Source organism: Pseudomonas sp. QLc11A, from assembly GCF_052112305.1.
Taxonomy (GTDB): Bacteria; Pseudomonadota; Gammaproteobacteria; order Pseudomonadales; family Pseudomonadaceae; genus Aquipseudomonas; species Aquipseudomonas laurylsulfatiphila.
This window is the reverse complement of the sequence record NZ_JAVAJJ010000002.1, coordinates 201608-220041: the sequence shown is the minus strand read 5'-3', so window position 1 is coordinate 220041 and position 18434 is coordinate 201608. Positions and strand designations below refer to the sequence as shown.

Here is an 18434-nt window from a genome sequence, read left to right as displayed (position 1 = left end):
TCAATCAGTCAACACGCGGTATCGTTCACGTCCATCGCGAGCAAGCTCGCTCCTACAGGGGCTGCGATCTTTTGCTTTTAAGAGCTGACCTTCTTGCGCGGCACGATTTTCTTCAGCAGCAGCTTGGCCTTCCCGCGCAACCGCGCCAAACCCGAATCCTTCCCCGGCGGGGTCAACCCCTGCTGCCTCACCCAGTCCTTCCAGCGGATTCGTTCATCGCGCACCAGCCAGCCTTCCTGTCGGGCAAAGCTTTCGGCCAGGTACAGGCCGCGGGTGCTGGCCGGGTGCAACTGATCCTTTTTCAGGGTGTAGAGCTCAGCCATCGGGTGGCCGTCCTGCAAGGGCATCAAGTACAGGTCGGGGCGCTTGCGGTCGAGACGGGCGACGAGTTGATCGCCTTCGAGCCTTTCATCGACATGGAACAGGCTCAGGGATTTGGCTTCCTTGGGAACGTCCAGGCGCAGGTCGTAAATCAGTTGCAGCGAGGCCGTCGGCAAATGCACGTAAGCCCGCGGACGCTCCATCAACGTCAGGTTGGCGCAACGCACCGGCCGCGCCGAGCCGGACAGTGGCGACAAGCGAAACGGCAGGGCTTCGCGGTAATGCAGGGCGGCCGAGTAGGGTGCCGGCAGCCAGGTGTCATTGAACCGGCCACCGAGCCAGCCCTCCGGGGTTTCCAGCAGGCATTCTTCGGCAATCTCCTGGATCGCCGTGTGCAGGGGGAGGTTCAGTTCGTGGGCCGGCACGTAACCGGAGATCAGCTTGAGCACCACGTCGCCACGGTCCTGCCGACGCTGACGCACCAGCACCCAGTAGTCGCGATTCTGCCAATGCAGGGTCAGGCGCACCGAGACCCCGAGATTGGCCAGTTCCAGGGCAAATCGTTCGCTGTCGCCGACCGTGACTGGCCGACGACGTTGCAGGGTCTGGGAGAAATTCAGTGGCCTGCCGACGCTCTGGTAACTCAGGCCTTCAGGAGTCGCTTCGACGAATAACGGCAGGGTCTTGAAGTTGCTCGGGTTCTTTCTGATGAGCGTGCGCGACATGTCGGCTCCTGCTTAAGGCCGCGTGAGCGGCGTCAGTGGCTACGTAGGACCTGGGCAACGGTCGCGACATTGTGGGCGAGGTGCAGCGGATTGATGGTCCCGACAATAGCACTGGCAACACCCGGATGTTCAAACAGCAACTCGAAACTGGCGCGCACCGGATCCACGCCCGGACTCAGGCATACGTGACCGCTGGCGAGGGCTTTCTTGACCAGAATGGCTTTGCCGTGTGCAGCAGCATAGTCAATGACGGCCTTCTCGTTTTGTTCGTTCAGATTGTAGGTGACCATCGCGCAGTCGCCTTGCTCCAGCGCTTTCAATCCGCCTTCGACGGTTTTTCCGGAAAAACCGAAGCCGCCAATCTTGCCTTCGGCCTTGAGTTCGGCAAGGGTTTCGTAGACTTCGCAGTCATTGAGGATCGCCAGGTCGTTGCCATCGGAGTGCACCAGCACCAGGTCGATGAAGTCTGTTTCCAGGCGTTGCAGGCTGCGCTCTACCGACATGCGCGTGTGTGCCGCGCTGAAGTCATGACGGGACTGGCCGTCGGCAAATTCTTCACCCACCTTGCTGACAATCACCCAATCCTGACGCTGACCGCGCAGCAGCGGGCCGAGGCGTTCTTCGCTGCGGCCATAGGCCGGGGCCGTGTCGATCAGGTTGATGCCCAGGTCGCGGGCAAGCTTGAGCAGCATGCGCGCTTCATCGTCATCGGGAATCCGGAAGCCGTTGGGGTATTTCACGCCTTGGTCGCGGCCCAGTTTCACCGTGCCCAGGCCCAGGGGTGAAACCAGCAGGCCGCTGCTGCCCAGCGGGCGATGCAAGTCATGCAGGGTCGGTTGGCTCATGGCAACAGTTGCTCCCAGGCCGGTACGCCCATCGGTGGCTTCGGCAGTACAGGCAGCGCTGCCGGGTGGCCTGGCTGGATGCCGTCGCGGGTCAGGCTGGCGATGACTCGGTCAGCGAAGTCCGGCGCCAGGGCGAGTTTGGTTGGCCAGCCCACCAGCAGCCGGCCTTCTTCTGCGAGAAACGCATTGTCGGGGCGGGTCAGGCCCGATTGCAGAGGTTCGGCGCGATCCACGCGCAGGGTGGCCCATTGCACTGTGCTCAGGTCGATCCACGGCAGCAACTGGCCGAGTTCTTTCTGTGCGGTGGCGATTTGTTCCGCAGGCTCACGGAGCACGCCTTCGCTTTCGGCGATGTCGCCACCCATGTACCAGACCCATTGACCGTCGGCGGCCGGGTGGGTGGTGACGGTAATGCGCGGTTTGGTGCCGCCGCCCAGACAGTGGGCGTACAGCGGTTTGAGGCTCGGCCCCTTGGCGATGATCATGTGCAGCGGTCGACGCTGCATCGCCGGCTCGCTGAGGCCCAATGCTTCGAGCAGTTGCGCCGTGCCCGCGCCGGCGCTCAAGACGATGCGCTGGGCGCGGATCTCGCGCTCATCGACGATCAGGCCGACCAGCTTGCCACCTTCCAGCAGCGGTTCGATTTTCTGCCCGGCGAGCAAGCCGTCACCGGCGAGGTCCGCCAGGCGCTGGATCAGGCTCGGCACATCGATCACCAGTTCCGCCAGGCGATAGACCTTGCCCTTGAAGCGCTTGTCTTGCAGCGCAGGCGGCAACTGGTCGCCCTTGACCTGATCGACGCGACCGCGCACGGCCTTGCTGGCGAAGAAACTGGTCAGGTTGCCGGCGAGGGTGCCAGGGGACCACAGGTAATGGGCTTCGGAGAGCAGGCGCACACCAGACAGGTCCAGCTCGCCCTCACCGGCCAGGGCTGCACGCCAGCGGCGCGGCATATCGGCGATGGCTTCCGAAGCGCCGGTCAGGGCACCGTGCAATGCGTACTTGGCACCACCGTGGATAATGCCCTGGGACTTCACGGTCTGCCCACCGCCGAGGCTGGCGCTTTCCACCAGCACGGTCGAAAAACCCTGGCGGCGCAGGCGCGCGTTCAGCCAGAGGCCGGCGACACCAGCGCCGACAATCAGAACGTCGGTGGAAATAACGGATGGCATGCAGCGACCTCTGTGTTCAAGACGAGGGCGCAGTATACAGACTCGAAGATTGGAGGGGCTGACGCCAGTACTCTCGAGCCAACGAGTAACCCTGTGGGAGCGAGCTTGCTCGCGATAGCGGTGGGTCAGTCAACATTGATGTTGAATTCCATGCCGTCATCGCGAGCAAGCTCGCTCCCACAGGGGGGCGCGTTTCGAGTTCTAATGCCCTGCAGTCTTGGAGAAGAGCTGGATGACCACAACCCCCAGCACAATCAACGCCATCCCCAGCATCGCCGGCACGTCCAGCTTCTGCCCGTAGATAAACAGCGCCGCGACGCTGACCATCACGATCCCCATGCCGGCCCACACGGCATACGCCACACCCACGGGAACGCTGCGCACCACCAGGGTCAGCATCCAGAAGGCAATGCCGTAGCCGACGATGACCAGCACCAGTGGCAGCGGGGTGCTGAGGCCTTTGACGGCTTTCATCGAAACAGTGGCAATCACTTCGGCGCAGATGGCAATGGCCAGGTAGTAGTAAGCGGTCATGGGTCAATCCTCGTGTGAAGTGTTGCTCTCTGAGGTCGGCATTCTAGTGATTTGCCAGATGCGGTAAAGTCATTACCTATCTGTTCAAGAGATGGGTTGAGCCATGAGCATGCAGTGGAATCTGGAGCAACTGCGGTTGTTTGTCAGCGTAGCGGAGCAGCGTTCGTTTTCTGCCGTGGCGCGGGATCAGCGCAAGGCGCAGTCGGCGGTCAGCAGTGCGATAGCGTTGCTGGAGGATGACCTGGGCATCAGCCTGTTCGACCGCAGCAGCGGCCGTCAGCCGAAGCTCACTGAAGCCGGTACCGCTTTGCTGGACGAAGCACGGGAAGTGTTGCGTCAGTGTGAACGACTCAATGGCCGGGCATTGGCGATGATGCGCGGCCAGGAGGCACGACTGCGCGTGGCGCAGGATGAAGCGATGCCTTATCAGCCGATCATCGAAAGCTTCGAGGCCCTGGCGGAAAAATTCCCCAGCCTTGAAGTGCAGCTGACCAGCGCCGCCCAGGGCGATGTCGCGCGCAAGCTGGTGGAGCGGCGCGCCGATCTGGGGCTGCTGTTCTTTCACGATCAGATTCCCGAGGCGCTTGAGCGTCGCGTGCTGGGCAGCGTGGAAATGGTCACGGTGTGCGGCAAGGATCATCCGTTGGCGGGCAAAGGCACGGTGGACGGCCAGCAATTGGCGCAGCATCGGCAGTTGCTGATGTCCACGGAGTCGAGCATTTATCCCGGCAGTGATCCCGCCAGTCCGCAAGTCTGGCGCGCCGACAGTTTCTATGTGATGGCCGAATGGCTGGTGCGCGGCCTTGGCTGGGCGTGGTTGCCGCGCCACGTGGTGCAATACCCGACCTATCAGAACCAGATGGTCGAACTGGTCAGCGAATGGACCCCGCCAGCGCTAGTGGTGGAGTTGGTATGGCGCCGGGACGAGCCCCTCGGTCCGGCCGCGCGCTGGCTCGCCGAACGTTTTGCCGTGCACTTGCAGACGATTGGCGAAAAAAGCCGATAAACTCCGCCGCCATGAATAGAACTCTCTACACCGCGCTGTTTTATCTGGGGCTGCCACTGGTAGCGATTCGGCTTTGGCTGCGCGCGCGCAAGGCGCCGGCGTATGCCAGGCGCATCGGCGAGCGCTTCTCCTACGGGATGCCGGCGATGAAACCGGGCGGCATCTGGGTGCATGCGGTGTCGGTGGGCGAAAGCATTGCTGCCGCGCCGATGATCCGCGCCTTGCTGGCGCGTTACCCGAATCTGCCGATCACCGTGACCTGCATGACGCCGACCGGTTCGGAACGCATCCTGGCCCTGTTTGCCAATGAGCCGCGCATCCAGCACTGCTATCTGCCGTACGATTTACCGTGCGCCGCCCGGCGCTTCCTTGATCGGGTCCGGCCGAAACTGGCGGTGATCATGGAAACCGAGCTGTGGCCCAACCATATCCATCAATGTGCCAAACGCGGGATTCCCGTGGCGCTGGCCAACGCACGACTGTCCGAGCGCTCGGCCAGGGGCTATGGCCGCTTCCGCAATCTGACCCAGCCGATGCTGGCCGAGATGAGCCTGTTCGCGGTGCAGACCGAGGCCGAAGCCCAGCGTTTCCGTGATCTGGGCGCGCGGGCGGAAACCGTCGAGGTCACCGGTTCGATCAAGTTCGACCTGACCATCGACCCGCAACTGCTTGATCGTGCCAGCCAGTTGCGCGGGCAATGGCAGGCGCTGGAGCGACCGGTGTGGATCGCGGCCAGTACCCATGATGGCGAAGACGAGGTCGTGCTGGCGGCTCATCGTCAGTTGCTGGTCAGTCACCCCGATGCGTTGCTGATTCTGGTACCGCGTCATCCGGAACGCTTCAATTCGGTGTACGGGCTGTGCCAGCAACAAGGGTTTGCCACCGTCCGGCGCTCCAGTGGCGACGCGGTTTGTGCCGATACTTCCGTGTTGCTGGGCGACACCATGGGCGAGTTGCTGTTTCTCTACGCCCTGGCTGACAGTGCTTTCGTCGGCGGCAGCCTGGTGCCGAACGGCGGGCATAATCTGCTGGAGCCGGCAGCCCTCGCCAAACCGGTGCTGAGCGGGCCGCATCTTTTCAACTTCCTCGAAATCGCTGCGCAGTTGCGCAGTGCCGGGGCGTTGCAGGAAGTGGAGGATGCCGAAGGGCTGGCGGTGGCGGTGCAGCGGCTGTTCGAACTGCCGCGTGATGCACAGCGCATGGCAGAGGCCGGGTTGAAGGTGATGCGCGCCAATCAGGGGGCGTTGCAGCGCTTGCTGGATGGATTGGGGCGGTTGATCGAGCGCTAAGACCAAGTCGTATTCATTCGCGAGCAGGCTCGCTCCCACACTCGAAACACTGTGGGAGCGAGCCTGCTCGCGAAGCTTTTTTTACTGCTCCGGTCGCGCCTTCAACTGTTCCTCTGCAGCCTTGGCCAGATCCGGTGGCAGGAAATCCTTGTCCGGGTTGTAGTTGGGATTGAGCCAGCGTGCGAGGTTTTGCAGGTCCCCCGGATTCAACGTGCCGGCCTGTTGCTTCAGGCGCAGGTTGTCGAGGATGTAGTCGTAGCGGGTGTTGTTGTAGTCGCGCACCGAGTTGTAGAGCGAGCGCTGCGCATCCAGCACGTCGACGATGTTTCGCGTCCCCACCTGATAGCCGATTTCAGTCGCTTCCACCGCACTCTGGTTGGAGATGATCGATTGCTTGCGCGCCTGTACCTGCTCGACATCGGTGTTCACCGCGCGGTGCAGGTCGCGGGTGTTTTCCACGATGCTGCGGCGCAGCGCTTCGCGTTGCTGCTCGGTCTGGTCCAGTTGTGCATACGACTGGCGCACCTGGGAGTTGATCAGGCCACCGCTGTAGATCGGGATGTTCAGTTGCAGGCCGACGGTGGTTTGATCGACGTCGCCACCGTACGCCTGGGGCAGGTTGTTCGGGTTGCTGAAGCCCAGTGCATCGTTGTCGCCTTTCTCGTACTTGGCGATCGCGTCAACCGTTGGCAAGTGCCCGGACTTGCGTTGCTTGAGGGTTTGCTCGGCGGCGCTGACGGCATAGTTGCTGGCCAACAGATTGAGGTTTTGCCTGCCCGCGGTTTCGACCCAGGCCTTGGCGTCGTTCGGCACTGGCGGCAGGATCGGCAGGTTATGGCTGATGCCCCAGATCGAGTTGTACTGACGGTTGGTCAGGGTGATCAATGCTTCAAAGGCGTCGTCCACCTGGCGCTGCGCAACGATGCGGTTGGCGCGTGCGGTGTCGTAGCTGGCCTGTGAGTTCAATACGTCGGTCTTGTCCGAGAGGCCGACATCGAAACGCTCATTGGATTGATCGAGCTGGCGCTTGAACGCCGCTTCTTCGGCCTTGGTCGAGGCCAGGTTGTCCTGGGTGCGCAGCACGTTGAAATAGCTGTCGGCGGTTTGCAGGATCAGGTTCTGCTCGGTCGCCGAGAGTTGCAGGGCGGCCTGTTCGTTGACTTCCTTGGCGGCCTGGAACTGGAACCAGCGGTCTGCCCGGAACAGCGGCTGCGCCAAAGTGGCCTGGTAGGAATGGGCATCGCGGTTGGACGTGCCCGAAGGTTGATCGAGCGAGGTCCGCACCTCGGAAACATTGGCGCCGCCCGAGAGGTTCGGCAGCAGTCCGGCGCGGGCCTGGGGGACGACTTCCTTCTGCGCGCCATATTGGGCGATGGCAGCCGCCAGATCGGCGTTGTTGTTGACGGCTTCCTGATAAACGCTGACGAGGTCGTTCTTGTTCGATAAGGGCGCATCTGCTGCCCAGGCCAATCCGTTGGACGCACAAGACACGGCAAGGGCCAGTGAGAGTTTGCGCAGCATAGACGATCCCTAGAATTGATATTACAAAGGTAATTTGAGCGCCAAGGCTAAGGCTCTGCTTCGACAGCGTCAATGCGCGGCTCAGCGTAGCGAGTGTAGTTGCGCAATGGGGTGGCAACAATCCTGATACTGCGTGTTATTACGCCATTCATCATGGTATTTGCCGGAGGGTTGGCGTTCTCTGCCAGTTGTGTCTAGACTGGTCGGGTTCTTGTCGGGGTGCCTTGCTATGAGGCTGAGATCGAATAATTTCGGATCCCGTTGAACCTGATCAGGTTAGCGCCTGCGTAGGGAACAAGATTTCTCGTCACCCGGCGAGTCCTCTTGTGCTTCGTCCGGGAAATTGTTCGACAATCGAGCGCTCCCCGTGTGACGACGCACAGCACCAGTCCTGGTGCGTCCGTGCCTTTCAGGTTCTGCTCCGACAATCCACTGCCTGGATGCTGTCTGGAGAGCCCGTGATGACCATAAAAGCAAAAAACGCGATCAACCTCAGTGAGTCGGCCAAGGTCGATGAGCAGTCGGTTCAACCTTTTACCCGTTCGCAAAAAGTCTACGTCCAGGGCTCTCGCCCGGACATCCGCGTGCCGATGCGCGAAATCACCCTGGACGTGACGCCGACTGACTTCGGTGGCGAAATCAACGCCCCGGTGACTGTCTACGATACCTCGGGTCCCTACACCGATCCCAACGTGGTGATTGACGTGCGTAAAGGCCTGGGTGACGTGCGTTCGGCGTGGATCGACGACCGTGGTGACACCGAGCGCCTGAGTGGCCTGAGCTCGAACTTCGGTCAGGAGCGCCTTGCCGATCCAGAGCTGACCAAACTGCGCTTTGCCCACGTGAACAACCCGCGCCGCGCCAAGGCCGGGGCCAACGTCAGCCAGATGCACTACGCGCGCAAAGGCATCATCACCGCCGAGATGGAATACGTCGCCATCCGCGAAAACATGAAGCTGCAAGAGGCCCGCGCCGCCGGCCTGTTGAAGCAACAGCACGCCGGCCACAGTTTCGGCGCGAGCATCCCGAAAGAAATCACCCCTGAATTCGTCCGAGAGGAAATCGCCCGCGGCCGCGCGATCATCCCGGCCAACATCAACCACACCGAACTGGAACCGATGATCATCGGCCGTAACTTCCTGGTGAAGATCAACGGCAACATCGGCAACAGCGCCCTGGGTTCGTCCATCGAAGAAGAAGTGGCGAAACTGACCTGGGGCATTCGCTGGGGGTCGGACACGGTCATGGACCTGTCCACCGGCAAGCACATCCACGAAACCCGTGAGTGGATCATCCGCAACTCACCGGTGCCGATCGGTACGGTGCCGATCTACCAGGCGCTGGAGAAGGTCAACGGCGTGGCCGAAGACCTGACCTGGGAGCTGTTCCGCGACACGCTGATCGAACAGGCCGAGCAGGGTGTCGACTACTTCACCATCCACGCCGGGGTGTTGCTGCGCTACGTACCGATGACCGCCAAGCGCGTGACCGGCATCGTGTCCCGTGGCGGCTCGATCATGGCCAAGTGGTGCCTGGCGCACCACAAAGAGAACTTCCTCTACACCCATTTCGACGAAATCTGCGAAATCATGAAGGCCTACGACGTCAGCTTCTCGCTGGGCGATGGCCTGCGTCCGGGCTCGATTGCCGACGCCAACGACGAAGCGCAGTTCGGCGAACTGGAAACCCTCGGCGAGCTGACCAAAATTGCCTGGAAACACGACGTGCAGTGCATGATCGAAGGCCCGGGCCACGTGCCGATGCAGTTGATCAAGGAGAACATGGACAAGCAGCTGGAGTGCTGCGATGAGGCGCCGTTCTACACCCTCGGTCCGCTGACCACCGACATCGCGCCGGGCTACGACCACATCACCTCGGGCATCGGCGCGGCGATGATCGGCTGGTTCGGTTGCGCCATGCTCTGCTACGTGACGCCGAAGGAGCACCTGGGCCTGCCGAACAAGGATGACGTGAAGACCGGGATCATCACCTACAAGATCGCCGCGCACGCCGCCGATCTGGCGAAGGGGCATCCGGGTGCGCAGATCCGCGACAATGCCTTGAGCAAGGCGCGTTTCGAGTTCCGCTGGGAAGACCAGTTCAACCTGGGCCTCGATCCGGACACCGCGCGTTCGTATCACGACGAAACCCTGCCGAAGGATTCGGCCAAGGTCGCGCACTTCTGCTCGATGTGCGGGCCGAAGTTCTGCTCGATGAAAATCACCCAGGAAGTCCGCGAGTATGCGGCCAACCAACGGATCGAAGCGGTCGACGTGGACGTCGCCCAAGGCATGGCCGAACAGGCCGAGCGCTTCAAGCAGGAAGGCAGTCAGTTGTACAAGAAGGTTTGATCTGACCTGAGGTCGGCGGTGCTTGCACTGCCGCCATCGCGAGCAAGCTCGCTCCCACAGGGGATTTGTGAACGGCACAGGTCCAATGTGGGAGCGAGCTTGCTCGCGATGGCGATCTTAACAACAACAAATGTCCCTCTGAGATAACACCCTTGAGCATTCAACCCAGCACTTATTCACCCGACATCGCGGTGCCGACCGACAAACGTGTGTTCGGCGGTCGCGATCTGTTTTCCCTGTGGTTCTCCCTCGGCATCGGCCTGATGGTGTTGCAGACCGGTGCATTGCTCGCGCCGGGCCTGGGCCTGTCGGGTTCGTTGCTGGCGATTTTCCTCGGTACCCTGGTCGGCGTTCTGCTGCTGGCGGCGGTGGGGGTGATTGGCAGTGACACCGGCCTGTCGTCGATGGCCGCCCTCAAGCTCAGCCTCGGTGCCAAAGGCGCGAGCCTGCCGGCGGTGCTGAACCTGCTGCAGCTGATCGGCTGGGGCTCGTTCGAAATCATTGTCATGCGCGATGCCGCCAGCCTGTTGGGCGCGAAGGCCTTCAGCGAAGGCAGCCTGTTGTCGAATCCGCTGCTCTGGACCCTGTTCTTTGGCGGCCTGGCGACCCTGTTGGCGGTCAGTGGTCCGCTGACTTTCGTCCGACAGATCCTGCGCAAGTGGGGCATCTGGCTGCTGCTGGCCGCGTGCATCTGGCTGACCTGGAACCTGTTCGCCAAGGCTGACCTGGCCGCGTTGTGGACCCAGGCCGGTGATGGTTCGATGCCGTTTGCCGTGGGTTTCGACATCGCCATTGCCATGCCGCTCTCCTGGTTGCCGCTGATCGCCGACTATTCGCGCTTCGGCAAGCGGGCGAAAAACGTCTTCGGTGGCACCGCCATCGGTTTCTTCATCGGTAACTTCTGGCTGATGAGCCTGGGCGTGGCCTACACCCTGGCGTTTGCGCCGAGCGGTGAAGTCAATGCCTTGCTGCTGGCGCTGGCTGGGGCCGGCCTGGGGATTCCGCTGCTGCTGATTCTTCTGGATGAGTCGGAAAACGCCTTTGCCGATATTCACTCGGCGGCGGTGTCCAGCGGGATTCTGTTGCGTGCCAAAGTCGAGCATCTGGCCCTGGCCATCGGCGTTATCTGTACGCTGATTGCCCTGCTGGCGCCATTGGCCCAGTACCAGAACTTCCTGCTGCTGATCGGTTCGGTGTTTGCGCCGTTGTTCGGCGTAGTGCTGGTGGACCATTTCATCCTGCGCAAGCGCAGTGGCCAGGTGGCTTCAGCCGCTCTGCGCTGGCCGGCGCTGCTGGCCTGGCTGGGCGGGATCAGCACTTACCATCTGCTCGCCAACCTGTATCCGGACGTGGGTGCAACCCTGCCGGCGCTGGTCCTGGCAGGGTTGCTGCAGCTGGTGCTGGGCCGGGCCTTCAGTTACGGCCGGGAAACAGCTCGGGCTTGATGATGCCGTTCAGGCGAGGGTAGGGGATCTTCAGTTCGACATGGCCCAGCGCGTAAGGCGCAATGGTGCTGGTTTCGTACTTGAGGATCACCCCGCCGTAGGTCAGCGCCACGTTCTGGGTTTTCTGGAACGGCCAGCTCTTCACGAACTCCGGTTCCTGATCGAGCTTGGTGCTGATCAGCCAGCTGTTGTGCGCCACTTGCGCGGCCTTCCAGAACGCGTCTTCCTGCCCCGGCACCAACATGTCGGACAACGTCAGCACTTTATGCTGCTGGCGCGAGTAGTTGATGAAGCCCCGCCCCGGCGTGCCATGGGCGCCGCCGGTGTCCAGGTAGCTGGACAATTCGATGATCACCAAGCCGTCATGCTGCTCACGTACCTTCGCTTGCAGATAGCTGCTGTTGCGCGGGCCGGCGGTGCGCAGGAATTCTTCGCGATAGGCCGCCAGGGTCGGTGCCACCGGCGCGTCGGGAGTGGTGCGGGTCATTTGCAGCAGGCGCTTTTCGATGATGCCGTCCAGTGCAGGCTCGTCCGGAAAGCGCAGGGTGTCGATGTTGACCAGCGGGCAATCCGGGTTGCTGCAACCGGGCTTGAGTTGCTCGGAGGCATCGCGGGTGGTTTCCAGCGGCGTCCGGTAGTTGGGCTGGAACAGGCTCGCGCAAGCGCCCAGGGTCAGGGCGATGGCGGCCACGGAGGCGATTTTGAAAAGCGACATGGGCGTCCTTTCTGAAACAGGGGAAGGCAAAAAGTTACCGGCTTCGACTCTCAACAAAGCAATCAGTTCGCCACTAAGCTAATTAGAGAGGGTTTCGCCTTCACCGTCCATCCCGCTAACGGGAAAGGGGCTGCATCAAACATCACGGGCGCGTTAGGATGGCGCGAAGTCGAGGCCCAGGAAAAAAGCAGCCTCGTTCAGGATTTGCAGTAACGAGGATAATCATGACGGATTTTGCCAACGCCATTCCGACCGCCGTTGATATCGTGCGGCGCGAAAAATGCTACGAGGGCTTCTACAAACTCGAACGCGTGCACTTGCGCCACGAATTGTTCGCCGGGGGCATGAGCCGTGAGATCAATCGTGAAGTGTTCGTGCGCCATGATGCGGTCTGCATGCTGCCTTACGATCCGCAGCGCGATGAAGTGGTGCTGATCGAGCAGTTTCGCGTCGGCGCCATGGGCAAGACCGACAACCCATGGCTGATCGAACTGGTCGCTGGTCTGATCGACAAGGATGAAGTGCCGGAAGCAGTTGCTCACCGCGAAGCGCAGGAGGAAGCTGGGCTGGAAATCGGGGCGCTCTGGCCGATGCTCAAATATTTTCCATCGCCGGGCGGCAGTAACGAATTCGTGCATTTGTACCTGGGGCGTTGTGACACTACCGGGGTTGGCGGCCTGCATGGGCTGGAGGAAGAGGCAGAAGACATCCGCGTCACGGTCTGGGCTTTCGAAGATGCCCTGCAAGCCGTACGCGACGGGCGTATTGCCAACGCGGCGAGCATCATTGCCTTGCAATGGCTGGCTTTGAACCGCGTTGAAGTGAGGGGGTTATGGTCGTAAACAAGCTGCGCGATCGCTATCGGGTAGACCTGGTGGGGCTGCAAGCGTCCTGCGAGGCGAACTACGCGCGCCTGATGCGACTGCTGCCGGACATGCGCAGCGAACCTGCCGCGCGACGCATCGCCGTGACCCATGGCGACCAGATGCTCGGTGTGCTGGCCCTGGAGGTATTGCTGACCTGTCCTTACACCACGACCCTGCAAGTGCGCCAGGAACACAGCCTGCCGTGGCTACCGGTGCCGCAACTGGAAGTGCAGGTCTATCACGACGCGCGCATGGCCGAAGTGGTCAGCGCCGAACATGCGCGACGCTTTCGCGGCATCTATCCTTACCCGAACGCCTCGATGCACCAGCCGGACGAAAAGGCCCAGCTGAACATGTTTCTGGGCGAATGGCTGAGCCATTGCCTGGCGCTGGGGCATGAGTACGAAGTCGTCCGTTAACTGAGCGCCGCAGTTGTGAACTGCGTCAGGTTCACGGATTTCCCCTTTCGACCGTCCCCCAGCATAATTGCGGCACTTACCCATCCCCGTGATCACGCCTTGGGAGAACGCCTTGCCGAGCGTATCCACATTGACCACCGCCGATCCGGCGTTGCTGGTGCAACTCTCCGACAGCCACCTGTTTGCCGAAGCGGACGGTGCGTTGCTGGGCATGAACACCCGCGACAGTCTGCAAAAGGTCATCGAGCTGGTGCGCGCGCAACAGCCGCAGATCAATCTGATCCTGGCCACGGGTGATCTGTCCCAGGACGGGACGCTTGCGTCCTACCGGCAATTTCGCGAGATGACGAGCCAACTCGATGCGCCGGCGCGCTGGATTCCCGGCAATCACGATGAGCCGCAGATCATGGCTGCGGCGGCGGTGCAGAGTGCTTTGCTCGAACCAGTGGTGGATATCGGCAACTGGCGGGTCACGATGCTCGATTCGGCGGTGCCGGGCTCGGTGCCGGGATATTTGCAGGATGAACAGCTGCAGTTGCTCGCCCGCTCGCTGAGCGAAGCACCGGAACGCCATCATCTGGTGTGCTTCCACCATCACCCGGTGTCCATCGGTTGTGCCTGGATGGAACCGATTGGCTTGCGCAATCCCGAGGCGCTGTTCGCCGTGCTGGACCGTTTCGAACAGGTGCGCGCGGTGTTGTGGGGGCATGTGCACCAGGAAATCGATCAGAGGCGCAACGGCGTACGTTTGATCGCCTCACCCTCGACCTGTATCCAGTTCGAGCCGGGCAGCGAGGATTTCAAGGTCGGCGAACAGGCACCGGGCTATCGCTGGTTGCGACTGCTGCCCGATGGGAGGCTGGAAACCGGTGTGGAGCGGGTCACCGGGTTCGATTTCACTGTGGATTACGGTTCCAACGGCTACTGATTTTTCATTTTTCTGGAAAACCGGGGCGCGGCCTTCGCGAGCAAGCCCGCTCCCACATTTGACCTGCGTCGGTCACAAATCCCCTGTAGGAGCGAGCTTGCTCGCGATAAGCCTGAGAGCGCCGCGGGGCGCCAGGTTTTCACCGTTATCGTTGACGACCATCGCGAGCAAGCTCGCTCCTACAGTAAACTGCGGCTTTTTAGCCGACGCACAGGGAACTCAAATGTCCGGTTCGATCCTTTACATCCACGGCTTCAACAGCTCGCCGTTGTCGAAGAAGGCCTGCCAGTTGGTCGAGGTGATGGAGCGTCTGGGCCTGAGCGAACAGTTGCGCGTTCCGGCATTGCACCACCACCCGCGCCAGGCTATCGAGCAGCTGGAGCAGGCGATCGCCCAACTGGGACGGCCATTGCTGGTCGGCAGCTCGCTCGGCGGCTACTATGCCACTCACCTGGCCGAGCGCCATGGCTTGAAAGCCCTGTTGATCAACCCTGCCGTCAGCCCGCACCGGATGTTCGACGGCTATCTGGGGACGCAGAAAAACCTGTATACCGAAGAGGCCTGGGAATTGACCCACGACCACGTGACGGCCCTGGCCGAGCTGGAAGTGCCGGCACCCCGGGATCCGCAGCGTTATCAGGTATGGTTGCAGACAGCTGACGAAACGTTGGACTATCGTCTCGCCCAGCAGTATTACCGGGCATGCGCCTTGCGTATCCAGGCCGGTGGCGACCACAGTTTCCAGGGTTTTGCCACGCGACTGCCGGCCATGTTGAGTTTTGCCGGCATCGGCGCCGATTTGTATCAGGCAATCGATTTCACCGCATTGTGAGCGATAGCCCCATGAATTCTTTTTTCACCGAACACTGACGACGAGACCCCATGGCCACTCCCAGCGCTAGCTCTTATAACGCCGACGCCATCGAAGTCCTCTCGGGCCTCGACCCGGTGCGCAAACGCCCCGGCATGTACACCGACACCAGTCGGCCGAACCACCTTGCCCAGGAAGTCATCGACAACAGTGTCGACGAAGCCCTGGCCGGGCATGCCTCATCGGTACAGGTGATCCTGCATGCCGACCATTCGCTGGAAGTCAGCGATGACGGCCGTGGCATGCCGGTGGACATTCACCCCGAGGAAGGTGTTTCGGGCGTCGAGTTGATCCTCACCAAGCTTCATGCCGGTGGCAAGTTTTCCAACAAGAACTACCAGTTCTCCGGCGGTTTGCACGGGGTGGGTATTTCCGTGGTCAACGCCTTGTCCACCGAAGTGCGGGTGCGGGTCAAGCGTGACGGCAACGAGTACCAGATGACCTTCAAGGATGGCTACAAGGCCACCGAACTGGAGATCGTTGGCACTGTTGGCAAACGCAACACCGGCACCAGTGTGTTCTTCGCACCGGATCCGAAATACTTCGACTCCCCGAAATTCTCCATCAGCCGCCTCAAGCACGTGCTCAAGGCCAAGGCCGTATTGTGCCCGGGGCTGCTGGTCAGCTTTGAAGACAAGGCCACCGGCGAGAAAGTCGAATGGCATTACGAAGACGGCCTGCGTTCCTATCTGGTGGATGCGGTCAGCGAATTCGAGCGCCTGCCGGACGAGCCGTTCTGCGGCAGCCTGGCCGGTAATAAGGAAGCGGTCGATTGGGCTCTGCTGTGGCTGCCAGAAGGTGGCGACGCGGTACAGGAAAGCTACGTCAACCTGATCCCGACCGCCCAGGGCGGTACCCACGTCAACGGCTTGCGCCAAGGCCTGCTCGACGCCATGCGCGAGTTCTGCGAATTCCGCAGCCTGCTGCCGCGCGGCGTGAAGCTGGCGCCGGAAGACGTCTGGGAGCGCATTGCCTTCGTACTGTCGATGAAAATGCAGGAGCCGCAGTTCTCCGGCCAGACAAAGGAGCGCCTGTCGTCCCGAGAAGCGGCGGCGTTTGTTTCCGGTGTGGTCAAGGATGCGTTCAGCCTGTGGCTCAACGCCCACCCGGAAACCGGGATGTTGCTGGCGGAACTGGCGATCAACAACGCCGGCCGTCGCCTCAAGGCCAGCAAGAAGGTCGAGCGCAAACGCATTACCCAAGGCCCGGCGCTGCCGGGCAAGCTGGCCGACTGTGCCGGGCAGGACCCGATGCGTTCCGAGCTGTTCCTGGTGGAAGGTGATTCCGCCGGCGGCTCGGCCAAGCAGGCGCGGGACAAAGAATTCCAGGCGATCCTGCCGTTGCGCGGCAAGATCCTCAACACCTGGGAAGTCGACGGCAGCGAAGTGCTGGCCAGTCAGGAAGTGCACAACATCGCCGTGGCGATCGGTGTCGATCCGGGCGCTGCCGACATGAGCCAGTTGCGCTACGGCAAGATCTGCATCCTCGCCGACGCCGACTCCGACGGTCTGCACATCGCGACCTTGCTGTGCGCCTTGTTCGTCCAGCACTTCCGCCCGCTGGTGGATGCCGGTCACGTCTACGTGGCCATGCCGCCGCTGTACCGCATCGACCTGGGCAAGGAAATCTACTACGCCCTGGATGAAGCCGAACGCGACGGCATCCTCGATCGCCTGGTGGCCGAGAAGAAACGCGGCAAACCACAGGTCACCCGATTCAAGGGCCTGGGTGAAATGAACCCGCCGCAGCTGCGTGAAACCACCATGGACCCGAACACTCGGCGTCTGGTGCAGTTGACCCTGGAAGATTTCGAGGCGACCTCGGAAATGATGGACATGCTGCTGGCGAAGAAACGCGCTGGCGACCGCAAGACCTGGCTGGAGTCCAAGGGCAACCTGGCCGAGGTGCTGGGCTGATGCGTCTGGGCTTTGCCCTGGCCTGTGCGTTGCTGCTGACGTCGATTACGGTATCTGCCGAGCCGGCGCCACAGCTGCGCCTGTTGTCCGGGCATGTCGTCGACGGCATGCCCGGTGGCAACCTGTCCGGGCTGGCGCAGTGCGGCAATGACCTGTGGGCAGTTTCCGACCGCGACGATGATCAGATCTACCGCCTCGATACCCGCGAATCCGTGTGGCAGGCACAAACGGTGCACATTGATGTACCGCCGGTGCCTGACAGCGGTTTGCCCTGGGGGCTGAAGTCTCGTGTCTGGGGGGCTTCGTTCGTGCGTGGCGGCGATCTGGACTTCGAAGGCATCACTTGCGACAGCGCCGGCAATCGCTACATCGTCAGCGAAGGCCATGCCGCTGTCTTGCAAGTGCCGCCAACGGGGCCTGCTACCTGGCTGAAAATTTCGCCGATGATGGTTCGCGAGGCGCGGGCCAGAGGTCTGTTGTTGCAATTCAATGCGCTGTTTGAAGGGCTGGCGGTCAATCCGGCGGGCGATCAGATGTGGCTCGCCGCCGAGCGTAAAGGCCGCGGACTGCTGATGATCAAACGCAAGCAGACGTTGTGGGATTGCGACGGTGGCTGCGTGCTGCTGAGCGAGGCGGGCATGGAAATGCAACCCGAGCAGTTTCCCCGCGCCAGAGCTGTCTCGCGGGATTTCTCTGACCTGTCGCTGTTCAACGGCAAGCTGTTCACCCTTGAACGCAACGCCTATCAGATTTGTCGCCGGGACCCGCAGACGGCCAGGGTCGAGCGCTGCTGGTCGTACGCCGCCGAGTTGTTGCAGGAAAACCGTCGTTATCCACAGGACTACGGGTTGGAAGAAGCGTTGATCGTGGATGCTGATGGCGCGTGGATCGGTGTCGACAATAACTTCGGTGCGCGCGCCGATGGTGAAGTGCGTCCGGTGGTCTGGCGCTTCGCGGTACCGGACGGTGGCTGGAGTGCCAGGCTGTGAGGCAGCAAACGCCGGGGCAGCGCATCGGCCGGGTGTTTATGGTGCTGGCCTGGTGCGCAGCGCTGTTTCTGGCCACACGGTTTTTCGCCCAGTGGGAAGCGCGGCAGCAAAATCCGAACGTGGTGGTCAGCTCGGAGCAGGGCGAAGGTTTCATCGAGGTGAAACTGGTCAGCAATGTGCAGGGGCATTTCGTTGCCAGCGGCCAGATCAATGGCCAGCCGGTGGACTTCATGCTTGATACCGGGGCGACCGATGTGTCGATTCCGGCGGACCTGGCCAAGCGTTTGAAGCTCGAAGAAGGATTCGGCGTGACCCTGAGCACGGCCAATGGCCTGAGCCAGGGCTATCGCACCCGTATTGAACGGCTGCAACTGGGCGACATCGTGCTGCTGGATGTGCGCGCACTGGTGGCCCCAGGGCTGCATGGCGATCAGGTGTTGCTCGGCATGAGCGCACTGAACAAACTTGAATTTACCCAGCGCGGTGGCACCATGCTGCTGCGCCAGACAACGAACCGATGA

Annotated in this window: 17 protein-coding genes and 1 riboswitch; of the genes, 11 read left to right on the top strand and 6 right to left on the bottom strand. The window is 61.7% G+C overall.

Going from position 1 to position 18434, the window contains the following annotated elements; genetic code table 11:
- Nucleotides 1-77: 77 nt before the first annotated feature.
- The 4 genes from Q8X48_RS03905 to Q8X48_RS03890 form a co-directional block, all read right to left on the bottom strand.
- The gene (locus tag Q8X48_RS03905; RefSeq protein WP_007977441.1) at nt 78-1046 is read right to left on the bottom strand and encodes a hypothetical protein; all 969 of its coding nucleotides are present in this window, start codon (nt 1044-1046) and stop codon (nt 78-80) included.
- Between the two features lie 32 nt (nt 1047-1078).
- Nucleotides 1079-1891 carry an aldo/keto reductase gene (locus Q8X48_RS03900; protein ID WP_104451584.1) on the bottom strand — a complete coding sequence of 271 codons (813 nt, stop codon included), beginning with the start codon at nt 1889-1891 and terminating at the stop codon, nt 1079-1081.
- Complete coding sequence (locus tag Q8X48_RS03895) at nt 1888-3063, bottom strand: NAD(P)/FAD-dependent oxidoreductase (protein ID WP_126053047.1); 1176 nt, start codon at nt 3061-3063, stop codon at nt 1888-1890. The genes Q8X48_RS03900 and Q8X48_RS03895 overlap by 4 nt, the downstream gene beginning before the upstream one ends.
- A gap of 201 nt (nt 3064-3264) precedes the next feature.
- Nucleotides 3265-3597, bottom strand: a complete 333-nt coding sequence (locus Q8X48_RS03890) for a DMT family transporter (protein ID WP_126048879.1) — start codon at nt 3595-3597, stop codon at nt 3265-3267.
- Between the two features lie 103 nt (nt 3598-3700).
- Here Q8X48_RS03890 and Q8X48_RS03885 point away from each other — a divergent pair, with 103 nt between their 5' ends.
- Together Q8X48_RS03885 and waaA are read left to right on the top strand one after the other, a co-directional pair.
- Nucleotides 3701-4603, top strand: coding sequence for a LysR family transcriptional regulator (locus Q8X48_RS03885; RefSeq protein WP_173900784.1), 903 nt, complete (start codon nt 3701-3703; stop codon nt 4601-4603).
- 11 nt (nt 4604-4614) lie between these two features.
- Nucleotides 4615-5892, top strand: a complete 1278-nt coding sequence (gene waaA / locus Q8X48_RS03880; protein WP_407799730.1) for a lipid IV(A) 3-deoxy-D-manno-octulosonic acid transferase — start codon at nt 4615-4617, stop codon at nt 5890-5892.
- A gap of 81 nt (nt 5893-5973) precedes the next feature.
- On the opposite strand, the gene Q8X48_RS03875 is transcribed toward waaA, so the two are convergent.
- The gene (locus Q8X48_RS03875; protein WP_015093205.1) at nt 5974-7413 is read right to left on the bottom strand and encodes a TolC family outer membrane protein; all 1440 of its coding nucleotides are present in this window, start codon (nt 7411-7413) and stop codon (nt 5974-5976) included.
- A gap of 205 nt (nt 7414-7618) precedes the next feature.
- Nucleotides 7619-7724, top strand: a riboswitch (TPP riboswitch).
- 150 nt (nt 7725-7874) lie between these two features.
- Here Q8X48_RS03875 and thiC point away from each other — a divergent pair.
- Together thiC and cytX are read left to right on the top strand one after the other, a co-directional pair.
- Nucleotides 7875-9764, top strand: coding sequence for a phosphomethylpyrimidine synthase ThiC (thiC, locus tag Q8X48_RS03870; RefSeq protein WP_007977453.1), 1890 nt, complete (start codon nt 7875-7877; stop codon nt 9762-9764).
- A 152-nt stretch (nt 9765-9916) separates the two neighbouring features.
- A complete protein-coding gene (gene cytX, locus Q8X48_RS03865) occupies nt 9917-11209 on the top strand; it encodes a putative hydroxymethylpyrimidine transporter CytX (protein ID WP_407799727.1) in 1293 nt (430 codons plus the stop codon).
- Here the strand turns inward: cytX and Q8X48_RS03860 are convergent.
- Nucleotides 11178-11924, bottom strand: a complete 747-nt coding sequence (locus tag Q8X48_RS03860) for an RsiV family protein (protein WP_407799725.1) — start codon at nt 11922-11924, stop codon at nt 11178-11180. The two genes, cytX and Q8X48_RS03860, sit on opposite strands and share 32 nt — an antisense overlap.
- A 224-nt stretch (nt 11925-12148) precedes the next feature.
- On the opposite strand from Q8X48_RS03860, the gene Q8X48_RS03855 reads away from it, so the two are divergent.
- The 7 genes from Q8X48_RS03855 (at nt 12149) to Q8X48_RS03825 (ending at nt 18434) form a co-directional block, all read left to right on the top strand.
- Entirely contained in the window at nt 12149-12766 is a 618-nt protein-coding gene (locus Q8X48_RS03855) for an NUDIX domain-containing protein (protein ID WP_015093209.1), read from the top strand.
- A complete protein-coding gene (locus tag Q8X48_RS03850) occupies nt 12757-13209 on the top strand; it encodes a DUF1249 domain-containing protein (RefSeq protein ID WP_007977461.1) in 453 nt (150 codons plus the stop codon). The genes Q8X48_RS03855 and Q8X48_RS03850 overlap by 10 nt, the downstream gene beginning before the upstream one ends.
- A 112-nt stretch (nt 13210-13321) precedes the next feature.
- Nucleotides 13322-14137, top strand: coding sequence for a 3',5'-cyclic-AMP phosphodiesterase (gene cpdA, locus Q8X48_RS03845; RefSeq protein WP_407799722.1), 816 nt, complete (start codon nt 13322-13324; stop codon nt 14135-14137).
- A 223-nt stretch (nt 14138-14360) separates the two neighbouring features.
- Nucleotides 14361-14969 carry a YqiA/YcfP family alpha/beta fold hydrolase gene (locus tag Q8X48_RS03840; RefSeq protein ID WP_407799720.1) on the top strand — a complete coding sequence of 203 codons (609 nt, stop codon included), beginning with the start codon at nt 14361-14363 and terminating at the stop codon, nt 14967-14969.
- A 50-nt stretch (nt 14970-15019) separates the two neighbouring features.
- On the top strand, nt 15020-16924 hold the full coding sequence (parE, locus tag Q8X48_RS03835) for a DNA topoisomerase IV subunit B (RefSeq protein ID WP_007977465.1): 1905 nt from the start codon (nt 15020-15022) through the stop codon (nt 16922-16924).
- The gene (locus tag Q8X48_RS03830) at nt 16924-17913 is read left to right on the top strand and encodes an esterase-like activity of phytase family protein (protein ID WP_407799718.1); all 990 of its coding nucleotides are present in this window, start codon (nt 16924-16926) and stop codon (nt 17911-17913) included. Before parE ends, Q8X48_RS03830 begins: the two co-directional genes overlap by 1 nt.
- Nucleotides 17910-18434: a retropepsin-like aspartic protease family protein gene (locus tag Q8X48_RS03825; protein ID WP_015093213.1), complete on the top strand. Its 525-nt coding sequence runs from the start codon at nt 17910-17912 to the stop codon at nt 18432-18434. The genes Q8X48_RS03830 and Q8X48_RS03825 overlap by 4 nt, the downstream gene beginning before the upstream one ends.